Origin of the sequence: Robertkochia flava, from assembly GCF_020166515.1 — a bacterium.
Lineage (GTDB): Bacteria > Bacteroidota > Bacteroidia > Flavobacteriales > Flavobacteriaceae > Robertkochia > Robertkochia flava.
The window spans coordinates 426,545-446,386 of sequence record NZ_JAINZT010000005.1; the positions used below are offsets into that span (position 1 = coordinate 426,545).

The window sequence follows — 19,842 nt, forward strand, 5'->3', positions numbered from 1 at the left end:
CTTAAAGGAGAGTGCAAAAATAAGACAATTTTTGATTTAACCAAGAAAGTGAGCACAAGGTTTTTTTGCAGAATAATTCCTTTATAAACAGAACGCGTATTTCCGCTTTTCGGTTCTTTTCCGAAATTTATTCTGATGTACTGAATGTCCAGGTATTACCGATACTTAAAGATGATTGATCCTTGGCATGTACCTTCCAGAAATACGTTTTCCCGGCCTCGGTGGTAACGCCCAGGGTGTTGGCACCGTGATCAGCGACGTACAGCTGCGGAGGGTTGGTAGTACCGAAATAGATGTCAAAGGTTAAAACCTCGTTATCGGCATCCACGGCGTCCCATGAAAGTGTTTGGCTTCCCGGTGCTACACTTGCATTCAGGTAAGGGCTTACCAGGGTAGGGGAGTTGGGAACATGATTGCTTTCAGGGTTGCCTTCAACTGTAAATGCCTGATATTGTGCGAAAGATCCTTTCTCCCCGGAATCATCGTAAGCCGCCACCCGCCAATAATAATCGGCTGCAGGATCCAGGTTCATGGTTGTGGTGGTGTCTCTCGTGTTGAGGTCCCTGATCAGTACCCCAAAGGAAGGATCTGAACTCAATTGTAAATTATAAGAGACCTGATCGCCATCGGGATCGGTTGTCCTGTGCCATGTAAATGCTATTACCGGATCAAGGCAAAGCTGATCTTTCTCCGGAAAGATGAGGATTGGGGTGCCGGGAGCTTTATTGATGATGATGTCGGGCCCTTTTTCCTGTTCTTCAATTTCTTCTCCGGAACAAGCGCAAAGCGCTGCCGAGATCAAGATGGTCCAAAACGTTCTCATTGCTTAATTAATTTATAGGTTCTTTTCTTTTCAGTGCCGATAATTACCAGGTATACTCCTGCAGGAAAGGAAGTGATATTAGCTTCTACGGTATAATTAATCACAGGGATATCCTTTCGGTAAACCGCAATCCCTGCCGTATTGTATATTGTAACGGGCATAGATTGAATTCCTGTATCACTATCCGGGTCCAGGTAGATCCTGAATTGATTCTGTGCCGGGTTGGGAATGATACCGGCATCCCGGTAGAAGCTCACTTTCATACTATATGAAAACTCGCATTCTGCAGCAGAGGAAACCTCGATCAGGTCGCCGTTTGAGGCGCTTATATCTACTTTACCACGGTAGGTTTCTGTAACTACCACACCATTCATGGAGATCGTGTAGGGGAGGGTGCCTCCTTGTATATCCAGACTTACCTTTTTCGAGGAGCTTTCTGTTTTGGAACTTACTTGAAGGGGTTCGGGTTCTTTAATTTCGAATTGGTAGCAGAAGCTGGTGTTATACAAGTTCGCTGTAATACACAAATTGTAAATTCCCGGCGCTAGGTCATTAATGGTTGTTCCGGAATAAAAGCTTTGAGATTCTGTTCCGCTGGCAGACTGCAGCTCCAGATTATACATAAGTGTGGATGGTATTTTGGAAGAAACGGTAAGCTGCCCATTGGTCTTCCCTTGGCAAGAAACATCCCTGGTCGTGATAATGAAAGGATCCTTAGGAAGAACCGTTACATCTAGTGCGCTGGACGTCAGGATTCCCGAATCCGGGTAACGGAGGGTTAATCCAACCTGTCCGATACCACTTTCACCCCAATCCACAAATAATTCATTTCCATTCGCCTGGTACGAAATATGACCGGAGACATGCCATATATATTTAACATTTTCTCTTATTGCCGTCGTATAGATGATACCGCTATCTTCCTCGGTAACATGTTCAGGCCCCTGGATAACAGGTGGGTCGGGCCTGGCAAATACCCGCACCGTCAATGCTGATGAATTTCCGGAAGTACAACTGTTATATGGAGTGGCCGCGATGCTAAATGTTCCTTCCTGCAACCACTTTATTTTTGCAAGATTGCCTTCATAAACGACTTCATTTTCACCTTCTACTTCCCAGCTGTATTGCGCATCGCTGTATTTTATAACCGTATACACCTCTTCAGATCCCAGGGTAACCGTTATGTCCCCCGAGATTGCAGATGCGGTAAGGGTACTTTCATCGTCCTTTAATTTCAGTATTGCTCCATTGCCTTGACTCAGATAAATGAGGTCGCCCTGAAATGCGAGGGCCGATATGTTTTCAGACGTCTGGTGATAGAGAGTCCAGGTGTCTCCGGTATCAGGAGAGTAATACAGTTGATTTCCTATTGCGATATACCATTCGGAAGCGTTCTTAGCTTCGATCCGAAGCGAAGTTGTACTGTTCTTTGCAGGCAGGTCCATTTTAATCCAGGTATCTCCTCCGTCGTTTGTTTTATAAAATCCGGTATCGCTGGAGATCATTCCGGTAGTGCTGTTTACAAAATGAAACTGATGAAGGAGGAAAGCCTCCGGACTACCCATGGTTAAAGTGTCCCAGGTAGCGCCCCCATCAACAGTTCTTAAAAAAGGTGAGCTGGTCCCCGACATATAGCCTGTTAGATCATCGGTAAATTCGATGTTTCGGAATATGGAATAAGGATCCGCTGATAGGTTCGACCAGGTGGTTCCCCCATCAGTGGTCTTTGCAATATTCCCGTCGACCGTTTGAACAAATAAGGTGTCTTCGCTCAGGGCATCAAAACCACCATTCGAATCTCCCTGGAAGATCTCCGTCCATGTTTCCCCGTTGTTGGCAGACTTGTATAGTTTCCCCCAACTGTCCTTCATAAATAACGATTGTCCCTGCTTTTCTGCGAATCTTATTCTGTCGTCTGTTGGATGGTTCATTGGTTTCCAGCTATTTCCTCCATCGTTGGAGATTGCAGAATTTTCTGAAAAAATAAAGATTTGATCGGAAGAATAAGAAATGTAAGAGATATTGTTTCGCCCTTTCAAATAGCTCGAAGCATACCATTTACTTTCGCTCTCGGAATAATAATGAATATTTCTGCCCTCTTCATAACAGCCACCTCCAACAGCAATAATATCGCCACTGTTATTCAGGGATATGGAAGATATACCTGTACAGCTACCCAGGATTATACGTTCCCAGGTAAGTCCCCCGTCTGAGGTTTTGTACAATCCGTTATTATAGAGATATCCCGTGTTTTCATCAGAGAAAAACATCTTATTCATTGATGCCCGGTAGTCGGCATTGATCACCTCCCAGGTGATGCCGCCATCCGTCGATTTCAGGAATTTACCTTTTGTGGTTGTGGCATATCCGGTTTGTTCATCAAGAAAATGAAAAGTGGAGAAGTATTCGTCATAATCTAGTCCCGGTATGTCTTCTATAGTGTATTGTATCCAATGCTCACCTCCATCGTTAGTGATGTGGTATGCCTTACTTCGGTTCAGTGCCAGCCCAAAATTATTGTTGAAGAAATATACCGGTCCGGGGTCGTAATTGTGGGTGAGATCACCGAAAGCCTGCCAGGTTACGCCGCCATCAGTACTTTGATAGAGCTTGCCTTTATTCGGATCGTTATAATAGGGGCTTATATTGCGAAGGATAAGGTGGTCTGCACTAAGAGCCGTTAAACTTATCCTGGTCGAATAGGATAACTCAAAATTCAGGGGTTGCCAGGTAAGTCCGCCATCATCAGTCCTGAGTAATACCGACTCACCTGTCACGAAACCGGTCTGTTCGTTTACAAACTGCACATCGGTGAGCCGGCTGTTATATGGATAAATTCCGCTTAATAATGCGAAATTATCGATGCTGTAAAGGTGTTGCCAGGTAATTCCTTTATCTGTGGTTTTCAGGATCACCCCGCTTTGGCCAACAGCAATGGCATCGGTCTCATTCAGAAATTCCACATCCAGAAGCGAACTGCTCAGTGAAATTCCCTCTACAGTGCATGCTAAGAGGTCCGGTATTTTATTCGATGCAACAACCTCGAATACGAAGACCGCTTCCTCTGTCGTTCCTCCATCGCCGGTAGCCCTGACTCTGATCGTAAGACCTTTTTGATTGTTAAAAGCGGGGTCGCCAAGAAGAACCAATTGATTGCCTGATATTGTAAACAGGTCGTTGTTTTTATCCCCCTCACCGGATGTTAACTCAAATTGAAAAGACTCTTCTCCGGGTGTTGCTACTTCAAGACTGGCTACTGTTGTATTTGCCGGGGCAGACTCTGAAATAGTGGAATTGTCAATAATAATGGAACCTGGCTGCCGGTCAAAATAAATCTCTTTTTCCTTTGGGAAGTACGGGCTTTGCCCTGCGGGAATATCATCTGAAATATTTCCTTTGAGTTTTAATCGAAATTCTGACTGAATCGTGGTATTGGTCTTTAGAATAAGATGGCCATTATATGGCCCTGCTTCTGAGGCGGTGAACCCAATTTCAAAATAACCGGTAGCCCCCGGATCAATTACCTGAGAAAGGTAATCGTTCTGATTGCTGTCGTGTTTACCGTTTATATAAAAACCCTCTCCACTTACGTAAGCCCTGGAAATGATCAGGGGATCATTCCCTACATTCCTTATCCAGCCACGGGTCTTGACCAGGCTGTCTTTTTTTGATGAAAAGGACACTTCATCCAGGTGCTGTTTTATCTGACTGTAATTCACTCCAACCTCCATCAAAGGATTTGAGTTGGTATTGTAGAGATGTATACGGTAGATACCGTTATCGTTCGAGACCTGATAATATACTTTTTCCCCATCGGAATGCACGCGGTAGGTATCGCCGGTCGTTCTGGCGTAATTTTGCTGTTTGGAAAATCTTGTTGCAGTACCTTCAGCGAGATCATATGAATACAAGTAGGAGTTACTTCCAACAAAGTAGATTTTACCATTCAGTTCAACTACCTCTGATAGCTTGTTAAGACTTACATTATCCATTTGCAAGGAGGTACCCTCCTTGGTGCCGTTAGTTACCCACATGGCATTATTACCACCTGAACCAGCATTGAAATAAAGTTTACCATTATATTCTGTAAAACCTCTGAAATTTCCGGATTCATACAATTGGGAGTTTCCTGCACTCATCAATTCAATGGTTCCATCACTTGTCCCATCGGTGCGCCATAAGGCATCTTTGATACTACTGTAGGAGCTCCCCGATCCCACGGCGAAATACACATAGTCTCCAGCCTCCTTGATGGCATATAATTCCTGAGTGGTAGACGAAGCGAACTCTTTTAACATGGTAAATCCGTCTGTGGCTGTACTGGTTAATAGGTATAGCCTGATGTGTTTGTAATTGTAATCATGCGTGTAAAAATAAAGCCCCTTACTGGTAGGGGTAAATCCTTTCATATAGTTTAATCCGTCTATAACCACGGAAGTTGTTCCTTCAGGTGTCCCGTCGGTTTGATGAACCTGTACCAGGTCATCAATATACAGGTAGCCGTTGGCAACTCCTCTTATGTAGCCTCTACCTTCCGGCATGATGGAATCCAGTAGTACAGTGCCTTCTGCCGTGCCGTCTGTTTTATAAAGGTATCTCGAATCTATATTTATATATATATCACGGGCATTAAAGTATACCTCTCCGTTGTAAACCGTGAAATTAGTGGGGCTGGAACTATGTCTGCCCTCGAAAATATCCTTGATCATGACCGTTCCAACTGTTGTTCCGTCAGACTTCCACAATTCCTGTCCGTTTTCTGAGTCTGCTCCTGCGAAATACAGCATATTCTGGTGGACAAACAGATTTGAAGGCTGGATGGAACCCTCAAAAGCTTTTATTAAATACGTTCCTTTTGCGGTGCCGTCGGAGCTGTATAGTCCCCAGTTTTCAATGGTTTTCCCAAAGAAATAGGTCAGGTCATTCATTTCTCTGAAGGATCCCATTTCCTGGAAATTCGCGAGATAGGTTTGGCCCTGAAGCGAGCAATGGATGAATACGATCAGGAAAAGCAGAATTTTTTTGCGGGTGAGCATAGCGCAATGAGCCATTTTAATTAATGTTGAAATAGATGATGTTAGAATTTAAGGTGTTCGAATAGTCTGATCTGCTAGTTTGAATAGCAAGGGGTTTTTCACGACTCGATCCGCCCCATCTCAGGTTGTTATACACCCCCCCTGAAATGATGAATTGCATTTCTGTACCCTCTGCATTTACCGAAAGTTCACTGGAGTAATCACTGTATAGGTAGGTGCTTCCGAAAGATTTAATGGCCAGACGTTTTTTAAGGTTAAACCCCTTAATAACCAGGGTATCCCTTAAAGACAGGTCAGTTTTGTTGATTTCTGTGATCCTGATGATACTATCGTCATTAATGACTTCCATCATATGAGGGTATGCAGTACTTCTGTTGTTTTCTTCTATAAGGAAACTGTATTTCCCTGAAGGTATACCATCCGGAACAATAACGGTGAGGAGGTTGGTGGAGTTAGAACTTTCAAAACTGTGGGCATGAGAATACGAACTGCGGAATACCTCCATTTGATAGGGTGTTCCATCATCGGAAACCAGGTATAGTGCAACCTGGGATACATCCTGTATGTTTGACGCATGAATGTACTGGGTGGCTCCTGCGAATACCCGATGATCGATGCCGACTGAAGATTCGTAAAATTGAAATCCAGGGTTCCTGAAATACCCATAAATTCTGGAAAGTTTAATGGGAGCCTTAACCACGTATGCTTTAGTAGTTCCCCGCTCTGAGGTTACTGTAAAAGTATAAGGAGAGGAAACGTCCATGATCTCTGTTTGCGCAGGATCGCTCGTAGCTGAAGGAGAAAGTACGATCTCCGGGGTGATGGAAGAGTAGTCCAAATTCCCGAGCTCGATCTCGATAGTTCCTTCTTCATGATCTATCATCCCTATATATTCGTCAGTTCCGTTAAATACCCTGAATGACTCCACCTCATGTTGCCCGCTGGTAAGGACCAGGTCATAGCGCTTGAGGGTTCCGTCCGGTAGGGTGACTTCATAGAACAGGTCGTCCAGAAAGTTTAAAGGAACGCCGCTTTGAGGATTGATACTTGCACCTTCCTGAATTTCGATGGTGGGGGCGATCTCACTGTAGCTGAAATTGCCAAGAGTCAGGTTAATGGTTGCTGCCTCATCATCTATACTGGCTGTGTAAACAGAGTCGTTCACCGCTACGGTAAAGGAAGAAATAACAGTTCCATTTGGAAGGTCCAGCATACGTGTTTTGGAAAAGGATTCGTTGCCAGCACCATCCCTGGTTAAGACTCTCCAGTATAGATTATTCCCTTCAGAAAGTGTTAAACTATAAACCGGGGATTCCAGGCCGGAAGCTACAACTTCAAGGGGAGGATTATTCTTCCCCAGGTAGAGATCGTATTCAAGGGTATTGTCATCGATATCACTGGCCTCCCAGGAGAAATCGACAGTTAACTGGGTTTTCTCCAGAACAGTCCTGTCTTCCGGAGCAGTTAATTCCGCCGGAAAAGGCGCATAGTTTGAAATTCCTTCTCCTGAGGTATAAAATTTCCAGAGGTCACTTTCTGCCTTGTCTTCCCTGTCATTGACACGGGAAATGACCTTCCAGGAAAAGGGGGTATTCCTGCTTAATTCTGTCTTGAAAGAATTTGTAGTGACACTGCTTTTGAAGGTTTGTTCTGTTTCCAGGTTAGTGATCTCCACTTCGTAATAATCATGTTCTGCGTCCCGCCATCCAAACGAAACAAGAAGATTACCGTTACTTGTTTCCTGTCCTTCAATACAAACTGCATTATTCAGGGGGAACTCCAGATTTACCGCAACAGGGGTTGTTTTTCGGGCTGTTTCCGTATCATCTTTTTTACTGCAGGAGAGCAATAATAGTCCTAAAACTGCCAGGATTTGAACTTTTTTCATTGTTTGATGATTTTTTGATAGTGGGTATGTTGCTCCGAACGGTATTCTAATACATATATCCCCCGGGGTAGTTCCGGAAGCGCTATAGAGATGGTGTTCCCCGAAAGTGAATGGATTTCCTGGTATACCTGCTGCCCCAGAGGATTAAAAATAGTTACCACGGCAGAAGCCGACAGGTCTGAATGAGCGATCTCAAAGGTTGAATTAAAAGGATTTGGAAAGGTATAAAGATCTTCTTCCAGGTAAACTTTTTCCATCAATTTACCCTGACATTCTTTATCTGTTATGACTTCCAGGGTATTGATTCCTTTTTTCAGCGATAGTTCCAGGTACGTTTCTGAAGTGGTAAAGATCCGGTCGTTAAAGTTGATGATATACATTTCACCTCCCTGAAGCTCGACCTGAAGCTTTTCTGAGGTTTCGTCCATCTGCGTTTTGAAAGAAACCTGGGCTGTTGGAGCGATCTCTACATTATAACAAAGGGTGTCCGAGACCAATTCTGCTGCAGTAATACATACCTGGTAAGACCCCGGGGCCATGTTTTTCAGAATGAGTTCATTCGAAAAAACCTCTGCATCAGTCCCGTCCAGAATAGCCTTGTACATGCGATTATCTCCTGCCTTAATGGTAATGATCCCATTGTTCGCGTCCGGACAAGACTCTCCGGTGCCATTTACCTCAAAAAGATCGGATCGCAGAGAGATCAGCTCACATCCTTCATCATTGACCTCAGCTCCGGGTGAGGTGTTGGGGCATTTGTCGTTTATGTCGGGTATGCCGTCTGCATCATTGTCGGTCTGATTGCTTGCACAACCCTGGGCATTGACCTCTGCACCTAAAGCAGTATCAGGGCAATGGTCGTTTTCATCAGAAATCCCATCATGGTCAGAGTCTTTCTGGGAAAGACTACACCCGCTGGTGTCAACAGCTTCGCCGGAAGGGGTGTCCGGACAAAGATCAAGGCGGTCTGGCACCGAGTCCTGATCGGAGTCTGTGTCGGTTGTTGAAAAGTCGATGGCAGAGAGATCATAGCTGATCAGAAATGCATTCTTTGCGTTATTCCCTGCGTTGTTCTTTAAATAGATTTGTTCGTTGATGTTAAGCGTATCTGAAGAATATGCACCTGAATAAAAGAGCTGATCATCTTCCACAGCGATAGGGCCTGAAATATCTTCTACATTGTTAAAATAGGGTTGAGGCGTTCCTGAAAGGTGAATCAGATACTCCATGCTCAGGTCATGCAGATTTACCTTTATAAGAACCGGTTCTGTTCCGGGGTTATTTGTGCTTAAGGAGCCATTCGTGAATTCCTGCTCTTCCCAGAAAGAGGTGGCCAGTAGCAGGTGATCCTTGTAATCGGCCATAAAGCCAGCCCGACCGTAATTTACAAAGGTGTCAAAGGTATTGTAGTTCATAAAGTCTCCCCGGTGCGAGTCGTATTCCAGTAAGGCGGCAGAATATCCGAAAGAGGTGCTGATCACCCGAAAATTATTGGAGATCACCGTATTAAACGCGTATGTCCATACATAAACCTTTTGGTTAGCGCCAATCTTGATATAGGCCGAGTCAAATACAGAGGACCCGTTACCTTGTTCAAATTCTTTTGCTATTGTGGATTGCCAAACCGGTAATAGGTCCTTACTCAATTTATGGAGTTGAGTTTCATTAGGGGCACAGGTGTCTATCCCGTAGTTGATTGCAAAATACACATTGCCCTGGTCGTCCAGGGTAAATGATTTTAAGGTGTCATCAGCTTCGCCACCATACCTTTGAGCTTTCTGAAGCTGGCCTATGGTATTGTATTGAAGGATGAAAAGGTCTTTCGCATTTACTGAACCGGAATAACAGGAAGATACCTGGCTGGTCAGGGTTTCGGTATTACCTGCGGTTAGTGTCCCTGTAAATTCGCCAACGACATAAACGGTACCCTGGTGGTACTCCAGGTATACTCTTACAGCATTCTCAAGGGGCTGGGCCCAGAGCAGACGACCATCAGCACTGATCTTTATGATAGAATCCCCATGAGGGATCTTGATGCCCTGCACTGTGGTGGGGCCATCCCCGTTTACAGGAAAGGTGAGTTGAGCATATATGTTTCCCTTCTCGTCAACGGTGATTCCCCCGAGTCCGGGTTTGCTTGTGGAATATTGGAACATGTCCAGGTCAAAGGCATCAAACCTCCAGATCAGTTCCCCTTGGTAACTTCTTTTTTCGAGAGCGTAGGTGGTAAAATAAATCAGTCCGCCCGGTACTTTTTTTATCGCTCTGGACGATGCGCCGAGGTGTCCGCCACCGGTTATGGCCCAGTTAACATCCTGGGAACGAACAGGGAGGATGAGAAAAAGTAATAGTAAGAAAAGGGGGGAGATCCGGATGTAGTTTTTTTTCAAAATAGTGGTGTAAAGGGTCGTAAATGGAGGAGGAATATAGTACTTATTTTCTATAAAAAGAAGGGTTTAATCCTTGTAAATGACAGGTTGAAAGCGAGATTTTAAGACATGGTTGATAATCGATTGATTATGAGTGATTTATTCGGAATTCATAGAGAGCGCTATTCGGGGTTGTAAAATACAAGAGCTTTGTAAAACAAAAACCCCTCCGAATAAACGGAGGGGTTCTTTCCCCCAAACCTTGTTTGATTACTAAGTCAAACAGATTATTAATTGTGCTTTACGCACAGTGACAAATATCAATTAACGAATTGTTTTTTCCTTACGGAAAACCGTATAGCGCGCTATTTTTCTAAATTATTCCCATATCCTTGGCGATGGCAATAAGATGGATGGTGTTTTTGGCCTTGAGGTAGATCTTGAGTTTATTGATGCGCTTTTCTATACTGCTCAAACTGGCAGGTTTAATATTGTTGTCTTTGAACAGCTGTCCGATCTCTTCCTGGGAAAGCCCTTCAGAAAGTTTCGAGAGCAAAGCAATGTCGTAATCATCCAGGTTCATCGACTCCTCTCCCGGGAGCTGGTCTCTCTGGGGAGCAACGGGAATCGCTTCGCCCTTTGAAATGGCCTGGATAACCTGCTTCAGGTCGTTGATACTGTTACGGCCCTTGGTGACAAATGCACTTAACCGGAGTTTGTCAATTAGCTGCCTGACTCTAAATGGACGGTCTTCGATAGAATACATGATGGCTTTAATGTCTATAGCTTCATCCCGTAAACGATTCATCAGCATTTCGCCATCCTTGAGATTGGCATCCCTGTGATCCTGTTTGAAAGACAGGTCGGTGATGAGGAGGTCAAACGGCTCTTCGTCTAAAATCGCTCGCTTGATCTTCAGGTAGGCCTCATCACAATATTTGGCCTGTACGATCTCAAAGTTGAAAGTATCACTAAGGAAATTTACCAGCCCTTCATTGATGCTGTCAATATCTTCTGCAATCAGTACCTTCTTTATCATACGTGTCGAATGAAATGAAACGAAGCTCGTTATCGGGGTACTCAAATTTAATCCACTTTCCGTATAGAAGTTTACGGATACCCGTATTTTTATGGAGAATTAGTAGACTGCTGTGTATCTTTTACTTCTTGCCAGGGATTTTAGTCTATAAAATAGGGGAGCGAACCGCCGGGAGTGGGGGATAAAAAAAGGCTTCCGATTTCTCGAAAGCCTTTTCATTTTTGTAGCGAGGACGGGATTTGAACCCGTGGCCTCCGGGTTATGAAGATTAATCGGATATTCTTCAATTTTCTATAAAACCCTTTAAATACTATGGTTTTGAGAGGTTTTAATTTTTATTGACACGATTTAAAACCAAGTGAATGCATAAAATGTTGTACCTATGTTGTACCTGTATCTCCTGACTTATTCGTAAATTTAGTATCAGCAAGTTATATGAATGTCTTCCATAAAACCCATACTGCGAAAAAAGAGAAACGCCAGGGGCTTATTTCCCGTTGCGATCCGGATTACTAAAGATCGCAAATCTTCTTATATCTATACCGGACAATATATTGAACAAAAGCATTGGGACGAAGAACTGGGAGTTGTTAAAAAAAGTCATCCTAATTCCAGGAGACTAAATCACCTGATCGTTAAAAGGATCGCAGAGATCAACGATAAACTCTTGGAGGCCGAAATAGCCAAGGCCAAAGTTTCTGCAGGAGCTGTTCGTAAAAGTGTTCGGGGCGAAGATAAGTTAGGCTTTTTTGAGGTAGCTAAGATGCACCTGGATCAATTGAAGCGTGACGAAAAATTCAGGCAGTATGAGAATCAAAAGGGTAGGGTGGAGAAGTTTTTAACTTTTATCGGCAGAAATAAGCTTTCTTTTGATGATATTGATGTAGCCTTGTTGCGCAAGTTTCAAAGTCACCTGGTGGTAACAGAGGGAAGAAAACCCAGAACGGCAATTAACTATTTGATCCTGATACGAAAAATTTATAATCAGGGCATTACCATGGGTATGGCCTCCAGGGCGTTATATCCATTTGGGAAAGGTAAGATCAGTATAAAAATACCGGAATCTCAAAAGATCGGATTAACGATGGATGAGATCCGGATTCTTGAATCTGCAGAAGGATTAACTCCTGCTCAAGTCCGGGCTTTGGATGTCTGGCTTACCAGTTTTTATTTTGCAGGGATACGTGTCAGTGATGTCCTGCAATTGCGTTGGTCTGATTTCAAGGATGGCAGGTTGTATTACCGAATGGATAAGAATAAAAAGCTGGTGTCTTTGAAAATACCGGTAAAGGCCGAAAAGATTCTGGGCAAATACAGATCAGGAAAGTCTTCTCGAAATGCCTTGTTATTCGATTATCTTCAGGAGGCAGACCTTCATCATTCAAGAACAAGGCTTACCAGGATTCGTACTTCTACCAGAACCATAAACAGAAGACTTAAGACCATTGCTGATAAACTGGAAATTGATAAAAAACTAACCATGCATATTGCGCGTCATAGTTTCGGGAATATTTCGGGGGATAAAATCCCTATTCAAATGCTACAGAAACTGTATCGGCATTCTTCTATTACCACCACCATCGCCTACCAGGCCAGCTTTATGCAAAAGGAGGCTGATGACGCCCTTGATAAAGTGGTTAATTTTTGATTTGGTAAGAGAAGTAATCCGAATTGAATATTTGAAATCGACTATGTCATTTTCTCTCTTTTCATGTTGCGGGATGAGTATTCCACGGATATTTCAATTTTCAGTACTAAATCAACCCCTTATCTTCCATAACTAATCTATGCAATGTTTGGGGATAAAGTTGTGGTAAAAACGCCAATTCGCATGTTTAACATGCAACATGCTAGTTCATCAGTAATAACAGGGGTTAAGGGGAATCATGGATAAAAGCAACGAGCTTCAGCGCGTTGCCCTCTTGCTATTCCCTTTTATTATAATGAAACATTGTTGATAATTTCAGATGACTCTCATTGTAAAACCAAAGGCAAAGGTACTGGCCTATTAGTTTTATTTCCAGTGACTCAAGGATTGGATTTTAGCATTACCCTATAGTGTCTGTTTATTATCATCAGGTATTTATAAGCTAGCAAAAAGATACCGGATAACTTTACTCTCCGGGATTATACCAAATTGGACTGGTATAAGCACGTTCCTGTATACTTGCAGGGACATCTTTGGGTAATGTAACTCCAAATATCTTGGCGTCAATAGTAGTCCATCTTGGAGTGGGGATTTCTAATACGCGAACATAATAAAAAGCACTCTCTAAAGGATCGAAATTAGGGTCAATCCAAAATCCTTCCAGGAATGGAGCACCAATCGAGTTGTCATAAGTAGCCTCCTCAATATTTACTGTATTACCTACTTTTTGTTTGGCCCTTCCGGTTTCATCGATGGTACGATCTCCCGACACGGCTACATCATATATCTGCTCATGCGTTATACCTTCATCATCCATCCATCCTTTAATCACCTGAACCCTGTCAAGGTTTGCGCCATCCGGGTCTCTAACTGCCCGAATTAGAAAAGCCGGGGATTTCCCTGAAGGTGCTCTTTCAAGATCACCTCCCATGGGTACCCCGTTTTCATAACCGTATTTGGCAAAATCAGACAGGTGCAAATCCTCAGCGCTAAAATTGAATCCTCCGAATACTCTTACTCGCAGTCGGGTCCCGGTAGTAGCAAACACTTCTTTTCTGGCGAAGGCATCCCAGATCGCTTCTCTCGTGTTCTCACGGGCCCATACTGCTGCCAACCCACCAGAACCAACTTGACGGGCATAGATCTGATGACCTTCTGGGGCCGGGCGTCCTGCAATGACCTCGTCAAAACGTATAGGATCGGCAGAGGGTTCCAGGCTCACCACCTTACCGAAATAGTTATCCTCTTCTGTAGAGGCCAGTCCGGTATGCGAATCCGTAGAGCCAATAACGCCAAATTTAAATGGGTTGGCTCCAAACTCTTTTTTATAGGCTAACCCTCGTTTCCATGCCTCACGTACATATTCCCGCGGGAGCATATCTTTTGATTTTGGCTCAGGACCAAAACTTCCTAAATCCCAGGTTTCATAATCTGCAAATTCATCATTCGGCGACAATGATGGGTGGGCCTCTGCATCACCTTTCATTTGTGTTATTTCATAAACAGGTTCACGTTTCATACGTTTTTCTGCATATTCTTTAGTGAGTGGCGCTCCACTGAATGTTTCGACATCGAACATTAATCCATTAGACAGATTTCCATTATGAGGAATGGCTAATAATTGACCTCCGGTTTTTTCTTCATAAGACTGCATCCAGTTCCAAAGATCCTCGGGATCGTAACTGTCGTATTGGGAAAAGGGAATTACCTCCCTGGCCTTATCTTCTCCGTCACGAAAAATTACGTTTCGATGTAAATTGTTCCCATCTGGATTGGAGGTCCATTCATACCCGATAAAGGCGGTAAAGCTCCCTGGCTGGTTGTATTTTTCTGCTGCATCAATGATTTTGTTCCAGTAGGTTTTTTGAAACTCAGGTTGATCTTCCAGTGGATTTTCACGTTTTGCAAGTTTGGCTATCCACTCATCATAGGCAGCTGCAGCTCCATCCAATCCGGATTTAACCAGATCGTGAACCTTTTTACCCCATGAGTTGGTAAGCAGTACTGGGTCTGAAGAAGCTATGGCGGGAGCGAGGCCTAAATTCTCAGAATGATCAGCAACTACAAGAAAATCAAGAGGTCTGTTAAGCTGTACGGACAACCCAGTATTGGATGTAATTTGCTGACCCATCGCAAATTTGTATGCATCTTCCGGAGTCAGAATAGCACCGATCATTCCTGCATCGGTAGAGTAGCTGGTGTGCAAATGCGTGTCGCCATAAAACACCTGATTAGGGAAATTTTCTTCAGGGTAGGGAGAATATTGGATTTGTTCTTTAATAGGTTTAGGAGTGTCCTGGGCAATTGCTTTTGAATGAAAAATAAGAAGTATAAGGGGGAGAATTAAATTATTCATTTTCATGTCTTAGATTTTTTTAATTTCCAGAAGTAAGCAATACTGGATTTTACGACCGATAATCCTTAAAGTGTTGAATATAAGGTTTTTAGGATAATGTGTCAATTGATTATTTTTAAAAAGGACAATCTTGATGAATACATAACAATTTCGTGATCTAGAATTATCCAAATGTTACTGTTGTATGACACCTGACACCTTTAATGTATGTCCTTAGGTTGTTTTATTACAGCTTGGGAAAATTGTTGAATAAAGAAAAATAATATATCATTGAACAATAATAATTTTAAAAGATTTTTGATCTCCAATTCAGGTATTGATGAGCACGAGGTGAGTTCTATCTTAAAATCTTGTAGTATTCGGAAGGTGAAAAAGAATCAATTTCTTCTAAAGGCTGGGGAATATTGCAAAACTACTTTTTTTGTGGAAACTGGGCTATTAAGACAGTTTCACTTAGATAATTCCGGCAAGGAGCACATTATAAGTTTTGCTCCGGAGAGCTGGTTCGTTACTGACAGGGAAAGCACCTACTTTGACAATCCATCTACATACTTCATTCAAGCATTGGAAGATAGTGAAGTAGCATTGATAAATGAAGAGTTAATTCAAGTACTATCAAGGGAGCTGATAGGATTCTCTGATTTTAACAACAGGTTACTGCATAATCATATTCGGCATTTACAAAACAGGATCAGGCTCCTGTTAAGTGCCAGTGCAGAAGAGAGGTACCTTCAATTTGTAGCGATGTATCCGGATATCTTGAGAAGAGTTCCTCAGGCGATGGTTGCCTCCTATCTGGGTATAACCCCTGAAAGTCTTAGTCGTGTCAGAAGGTCAATATCCACAAAGAGTATTTAAGGATTGTTTCTTACCATACATCAATGTGCAGGATCATACTGAAGCGTAATTTCGAGACATAAACAAAAGCATATGAAAACAAGATCTTTAGAATTAGTGGCAAGCCCAAAGGAACCCCATTTTGTGGGTGATGGATTCCGGGTACATAATTTTATCCCAAGTGGGTTTCGTATGGATATGCAACGCATGAGTCCTTTTATACTTTTGGATTACAATTCAACGTATTATTTTCCGCCGAGTGATACCCCAAAAGGAGTGGATGTTCATCCTCATAGAGGATTTGAAACGGTAACTATAGCATATAAGGGAAGGGTTCAACACCATGACAGCAGCGGGGGAGGAGGAGTTATAGGTGAAGGAGATATCCAATGGATGACCGCTGCAAGTGGGGTTTTGCATAAAGAGTATCATGAAAAAGAATGGAGTAAGAAGGGGGGCGATTTTCAAATGGTTCAGCTTTGGGTTAACCTGCCCGCGAAATTTAAAATGAGTTCCCCAAGATACCAGGCCATTAAAAGTGACAATCTTAACCGATATGAGTTTGAACATAATGCAGGGTCCGTTGAAGTCATTGCGGGAGAATATAAGGGTATAAAAGGTGTAGCTAACACATTTACCCCGATACATATGTTTAATATAAAGTTGAATGAGGGAAATATAGCTGAATTGAACTTCCCTCAAAACTATAATACGGCATTACTGGTATTGGAGGGAAGTATCGTGATCAATGGTAAGGAGGAAGTACCAACAGATCATCTGGCCCTAATGGCTAATGACGGTGAGATTTTCAGGTTGGAAGCAAAAGAAGATGCGGTAGTTTTAGTGATGAGCGGCGAACCGATTAATGAGCCAATCGCAGCCCAAGGCCCTTTTGTTATGAATACTCGGGAAGAATTAATGCAAGCCTTCAATGATTTTAAGGAAGGCAAATTTGGAGTTTTGGAAGATAACATACCGGATTAAATTCTTAATTAATATTCTTTCTCAAATTCAATCTTTTAAATACAATTCAAGCTCGTTTTCTGGCCCTTTTTAAGGCCTGGTAAACGAGCTATTTATATGCCTTCCTTTCAGGAAACCATATAAACAAGCCAAACAATAAAGAGATTTGTTGAATGTTAAAAAGAAGAATTAAGGCATATCTGTTCAATTAAAATGATGAACTGCCATTTAGGTAATTATTGTCGAAAATGTTTTACCTATGTTGTACCCGCCAAATAAAAAAGGCTTCCGATCTCTCGAAAGCCTTTTCATTCTTGTAGCGAGGACGGGATTTGAACCCGTGGCCTCCGGGTTATGAATCCGACGCTCTAACCAACTGAGCTACCTCGCCATTCCCGCAGGGTCTGAACCCTTTGTTTTTCTTAGCGGGTGCAAATATATAAACAAAATCACCTTGTACAAACTAAAGTCAAAAAAATATTTTCATCTAAAATTATCTTGAGGTTATAAAGAAATAATTATATTGACCCACAAGAATCAACTAATCAACCTATGGAAGAAAAGATTAAATATGAATTGGAGTTCCCTATCCATTCCTCCCCACAATTACTGTATCAATATATATCTACACCCTCCGGATTATCAGAATGGTTCGCAGATAATGTGAACTCCCGGGGTGAGCTTTATACCTTTATCTGGGACGACTCGGAGGAACAGGCCAAGGTGATTCGCAAGAAGAGTGGGGAGCTTATCAAATTCCGATGGGTTGCATCTGAAGATGACAGCTTCTTTGAGATGAAGATCGTGGTGGATGAGATCACCAAGGATGTTTCACTAATGGTTACCGATTTCACGGAGGAAGATGAGATAGATGAAGCTAAGATGCTCTGGGAAAACCAGATCTCTGATCTGAAGCACGTCTTGGGTTCGGTTTAGGAAAGCTTAAGCATTACCTTTATATTTGTGCCTTGAATTTTTCAAGGCATTTTTTTATGGTAAATTTTAACGGTACTATCCTGGAACATGAGGAGAAATTTCTCAATCAAGAGAATCGGGGGCTGCGCTATGGAGATGCAGTGTTCGAGACCATCCGGGTAAATGCAGGGAAGGTATTGTTCTGGGAAGAACACTACCTCAGGCTTATGGCCGGGATGCGTATTATGCGTATGGATATACCCATGGAATTCACCATGGAATTTCTTGAAGACCAGATCAGGAAAATCCTGGAGGTTACCGGGTTAACCGGCACCACCGCGCGGGTGCGACTTACGGTATTCAGAAAGAGCGGAGGGCGCTACACTCCGGAAAACCGAGGGGTAGAATATGTTATTGAAGCTGCACCGGTAGCCGAGGCATTTTACCAGATCAGGGAAGCCCTTTGCGAGGTGGAATTGTTTAAAGATCATTATATGGCTCCAGGCTTACTGAGTTCCGTAAAGACCAATAACAGGGCTCTGAACGTTCTTGCAGGAATATTTGCCAGTGAGAACGATTATCATAATTGCCTTTTGTTGAATACCGATAAGAAGGTCGTTGAAGCCATTAACGGAAATCTCTTCCTCGTTAAGGGGAACGTTATAAAAACACCCCCGGTTGCGGATGGGTGTATAAATGGAATTCTGAGAAAAAAGCTCATTGAGATCATCGGGAAAACCGAAGATCTCGAGTTCCGGGAAGAGAGTATATCTCCTTTCGAACTCCAGAAAGCAGATGAGTTGTTTATTACCAATGTAATTTCGGGTATCATACCTGTAAGTAAGTACCGAAAGAAAAATTTTGAAAGTGAGGTTTGCAGAAGGTTGCTTGGGAGGTTAAACGCTGTCGTGCGTCTAACGGAACAATAGCCAAAGTATGGTTAGTTCAGGGAAGGATTCTCGGGGGCATTTGACCAGATGATGTAATCTCCTCCGAGTTCCATCATCTTTTCTTTCCAGAAATGAATGGTCGACTTTTTTATAATACTGCTTTTGTAGTGGTTTTCGGCTACCACCCAGGAATTACTTCCTAATTCTTTTTCCAGTTGCATGTTTTCCCACCCGGAATAGCCCAGGAAGAACTTGATGTCTTCTTCTTTGATGGATCCATTATTGATCAGGTCAATGATGGTTTCAAAATCTCCACCCCAGTAGATACCATGGGAAATTTCAATACTGTTTTCGATGAGTTGGGGGACCTTGTGAATAAAGTACAGGTTGTCCTGCTCCACGGGACCACCGTTGTATACTTTAAAGGATTTTTTAATGTCAGGAACGAGTTCGTTGAGTCTGAATTCAAGGGGCTTGTTTAAAATGAATCCGATGGACCCTTCCTGATTGTGCTCAGCTAAGAGCACGACAGACCTGTTAAAAGCTACATCGCCTATGATTGAAGGTTCGGCAATGAGCAAATGGCCTTTCTTCGGAGTTAAAGAAACCATAAGCCCTTGATTTTTGAATAGTTACTACTTAAATATAATAACTTTCTATTAATCTGAAATAAGGAGTAAAAAAAAATTATCGATTTCAGATATATTGTATAAAAAAAGCGCCCATTGGGCGCTTCATTTTTTTATCGTCTACAGGATTAGTTTACTGCATTTGAAAGTTCAGCACCTGCCTTGAACTTCACTACGTTTTTAGCAGCGATTTTGATGGTAGCACCTGTTTGAGGGTTTCTACCTTCTCTGGCAGATCTCTTAGAAACAGACCAAGATCCGAAGCCTACTAAAGATACTCTTCCTCCTTTTTTAAGAGTTCCTTCCACGTTTCCTAGGAATGATTCCAGAGCTTTTTTAGCAGCTGCTTTGGTGATCCCTGCGTCTGCAGCCATTGCATCGATTAATTCTGTTTTGTTCATAATTTAAAGATTTTACAAAAAGATTGGTTAAACATTTATTCTAATCGT

Annotated in this window: 13 protein-coding genes and 1 tRNA gene; 5 read left to right on the top strand and 9 right to left on the bottom strand. The window is 42.7% G+C overall.

Annotation, left to right across the window (positions count from 1 at the left end; genetic code table 11):
- Window positions 1–127 precede the first annotated feature (127 nt).
- The 5 genes from K7R11_RS08390 to K7R11_RS08410 all read right to left on the bottom strand — a co-directional run bounded on the left by K7R11_RS08390 (window position 128) and on the right by K7R11_RS08410 (window position 11,155).
- A complete protein-coding gene (locus K7R11_RS08390) occupies window positions 128–823 on the bottom strand; it encodes a fibronectin type III domain-containing protein (RefSeq protein WP_224490085.1) in 696 nt (231 codons plus the stop codon).
- Complete coding sequence (locus tag K7R11_RS08395) at window positions 820–5,859, bottom strand: ELWxxDGT repeat protein (protein WP_224490086.1); 5,040 nt, start codon at window positions 5,857–5,859, stop codon at window positions 820–822. Before K7R11_RS08395 ends, K7R11_RS08390 begins: the two co-directional genes overlap by 4 nt.
- A gap of 16 nt (window positions 5,860–5,875) precedes the next feature.
- Complete coding sequence (locus K7R11_RS08400) at window positions 5,876–7,747, bottom strand: DUF5018 domain-containing protein (protein WP_224490087.1); 1,872 nt, start codon at window positions 7,745–7,747, stop codon at window positions 5,876–5,878.
- Window positions 7,744–10,137: a T9SS type A sorting domain-containing protein gene (locus tag K7R11_RS08405; protein WP_224490088.1), complete on the bottom strand. Its 2,394-nt coding sequence runs from the start codon at window positions 10,135–10,137 to the stop codon at window positions 7,744–7,746. Before K7R11_RS08405 ends, K7R11_RS08400 begins: the two co-directional genes overlap by 4 nt.
- Before the next feature lie 352 nt (window positions 10,138–10,489).
- Complete coding sequence (locus tag K7R11_RS08410; RefSeq protein ID WP_224490089.1) at window positions 10,490–11,155, bottom strand: response regulator; 666 nt, start codon at window positions 11,153–11,155, stop codon at window positions 10,490–10,492.
- A 439-nt stretch (window positions 11,156–11,594) separates the two neighbouring features.
- Here K7R11_RS08410 and K7R11_RS08415 point away from each other — a divergent pair, with 439 nt between their 5' ends.
- Window positions 11,595–12,803 (top strand): site-specific integrase, encoded by a 1,209-nt coding sequence (locus K7R11_RS08415; protein ID WP_224490090.1) that lies wholly within the window; start codon window positions 11,595–11,597, stop codon window positions 12,801–12,803.
- A 466-nt stretch (window positions 12,804–13,269) separates the two neighbouring features.
- On the opposite strand, the gene K7R11_RS08420 is transcribed toward K7R11_RS08415, so the two are convergent.
- A complete protein-coding gene (locus K7R11_RS08420) occupies window positions 13,270–15,159 on the bottom strand; it encodes a DUF3604 domain-containing protein (RefSeq protein WP_224490091.1) in 1,890 nt (629 codons plus the stop codon).
- 270 nt (window positions 15,160–15,429) lie between these two features.
- Between K7R11_RS08420 and K7R11_RS08425 the strand changes: the two genes are divergently transcribed.
- Both K7R11_RS08425 and K7R11_RS08430 read left to right on the top strand, forming a co-directional pair.
- Window positions 15,430–16,017 carry a Crp/Fnr family transcriptional regulator gene (locus tag K7R11_RS08425; RefSeq protein WP_224490092.1) on the top strand — a complete coding sequence of 196 codons (588 nt, stop codon included), beginning with the start codon at window positions 15,430–15,432 and terminating at the stop codon, window positions 16,015–16,017.
- A gap of 72 nt (window positions 16,018–16,089) precedes the next feature.
- Window positions 16,090–16,980 carry a pirin family protein gene (locus tag K7R11_RS08430; RefSeq protein WP_224490093.1) on the top strand — a complete coding sequence of 297 codons (891 nt, stop codon included), beginning with the start codon at window positions 16,090–16,092 and terminating at the stop codon, window positions 16,978–16,980.
- 296 nt (window positions 16,981–17,276) lie between these two features.
- Here K7R11_RS08430 and K7R11_RS08435 read toward each other — a convergent pair.
- A tRNA-Met gene (locus tag K7R11_RS08435) sits at window positions 17,277–17,350 on the bottom strand.
- 161 nt (window positions 17,351–17,511) lie between these two features.
- Between K7R11_RS08435 and K7R11_RS08440 the strand changes: the two genes are divergently transcribed.
- The gene (locus tag K7R11_RS08440) at window positions 17,512–17,895 is read left to right on the top strand and encodes an START-like domain-containing protein (RefSeq protein WP_224490094.1); all 384 of its coding nucleotides are present in this window, start codon (window positions 17,512–17,514) and stop codon (window positions 17,893–17,895) included.
- A gap of 56 nt (window positions 17,896–17,951) precedes the next feature.
- Window positions 17,952–18,803, top strand: a complete 852-nt coding sequence (locus K7R11_RS08445) for an aminotransferase class IV (RefSeq protein ID WP_224490095.1) — start codon at window positions 17,952–17,954, stop codon at window positions 18,801–18,803.
- Window positions 18,804–18,814: 11 nt separating this feature from the next.
- Here K7R11_RS08445 and K7R11_RS08450 read toward each other — a convergent pair whose 3' ends face one another.
- Window positions 18,815–19,375 (bottom strand): YqgE/AlgH family protein, encoded by a 561-nt coding sequence (locus tag K7R11_RS08450; RefSeq protein WP_224490096.1) that lies wholly within the window; start codon window positions 19,373–19,375, stop codon window positions 18,815–18,817.
- 146 nt (window positions 19,376–19,521) lie between these two features.
- Window positions 19,522–19,794, bottom strand: a complete 273-nt coding sequence (locus K7R11_RS08455; RefSeq protein WP_224490097.1) for an HU family DNA-binding protein — start codon at window positions 19,792–19,794, stop codon at window positions 19,522–19,524.
- Between the last annotated feature and the right edge of the window lie 48 nt (window positions 19,795–19,842).

Excerpts from the sequence above, each read along its gene's own strand:
- K7R11_RS08450 (WP_224490096.1), bottom strand. The coding sequence starts at position 19,375 with ATGGTTTCTTTAACTCCGAAGAAAGGCCATTTGCTCATTGCCGAACCT.
- K7R11_RS08420 (WP_224490091.1), bottom strand. The coding sequence starts at position 15,159 with ATGAATAATTTAATTCTCCCCCTTATACTTCTTATTTTTCATTCAAAA.
- K7R11_RS08445 (WP_224490095.1), top strand. The coding sequence starts at position 17,952 with ATGGTAAATTTTAACGGTACTATCCTGGAACATGAGGAGAAATTTCTC.
- K7R11_RS08415 (WP_224490090.1), top strand. The coding sequence starts at position 11,595 with ATGTCTTCCATAAAACCCATACTGCGAAAAAAGAGAAACGCCAGGGGC.
- K7R11_RS08400 (WP_224490087.1), bottom strand. The coding sequence starts at position 7,747 with ATGAAAAAAGTTCAAATCCTGGCAGTTTTAGGACTATTATTGCTCTCC.
- K7R11_RS08390 (WP_224490085.1), bottom strand. The coding sequence starts at position 823 with ATGAGAACGTTTTGGACCATCTTGATCTCGGCAGCGCTTTGCGCTTGT.
- K7R11_RS08440 (WP_224490094.1), top strand. The coding sequence starts at position 17,512 with ATGGAAGAAAAGATTAAATATGAATTGGAGTTCCCTATCCATTCCTCC.
- K7R11_RS08410 (WP_224490089.1), bottom strand. The coding sequence starts at position 11,155 with ATGATAAAGAAGGTACTGATTGCAGAAGATATTGACAGCATCAATGAA.
- K7R11_RS08455 (WP_224490097.1), bottom strand. The coding sequence starts at position 19,794 with ATGAACAAAACAGAATTAATCGATGCAATGGCTGCAGACGCAGGGATC.
- K7R11_RS08395 (WP_224490086.1), bottom strand. The coding sequence starts at position 5,859 with ATGCTCACCCGCAAAAAAATTCTGCTTTTCCTGATCGTATTCATCCAT.
- K7R11_RS08430 (WP_224490093.1), top strand. The coding sequence starts at position 16,090 with ATGAAAACAAGATCTTTAGAATTAGTGGCAAGCCCAAAGGAACCCCAT.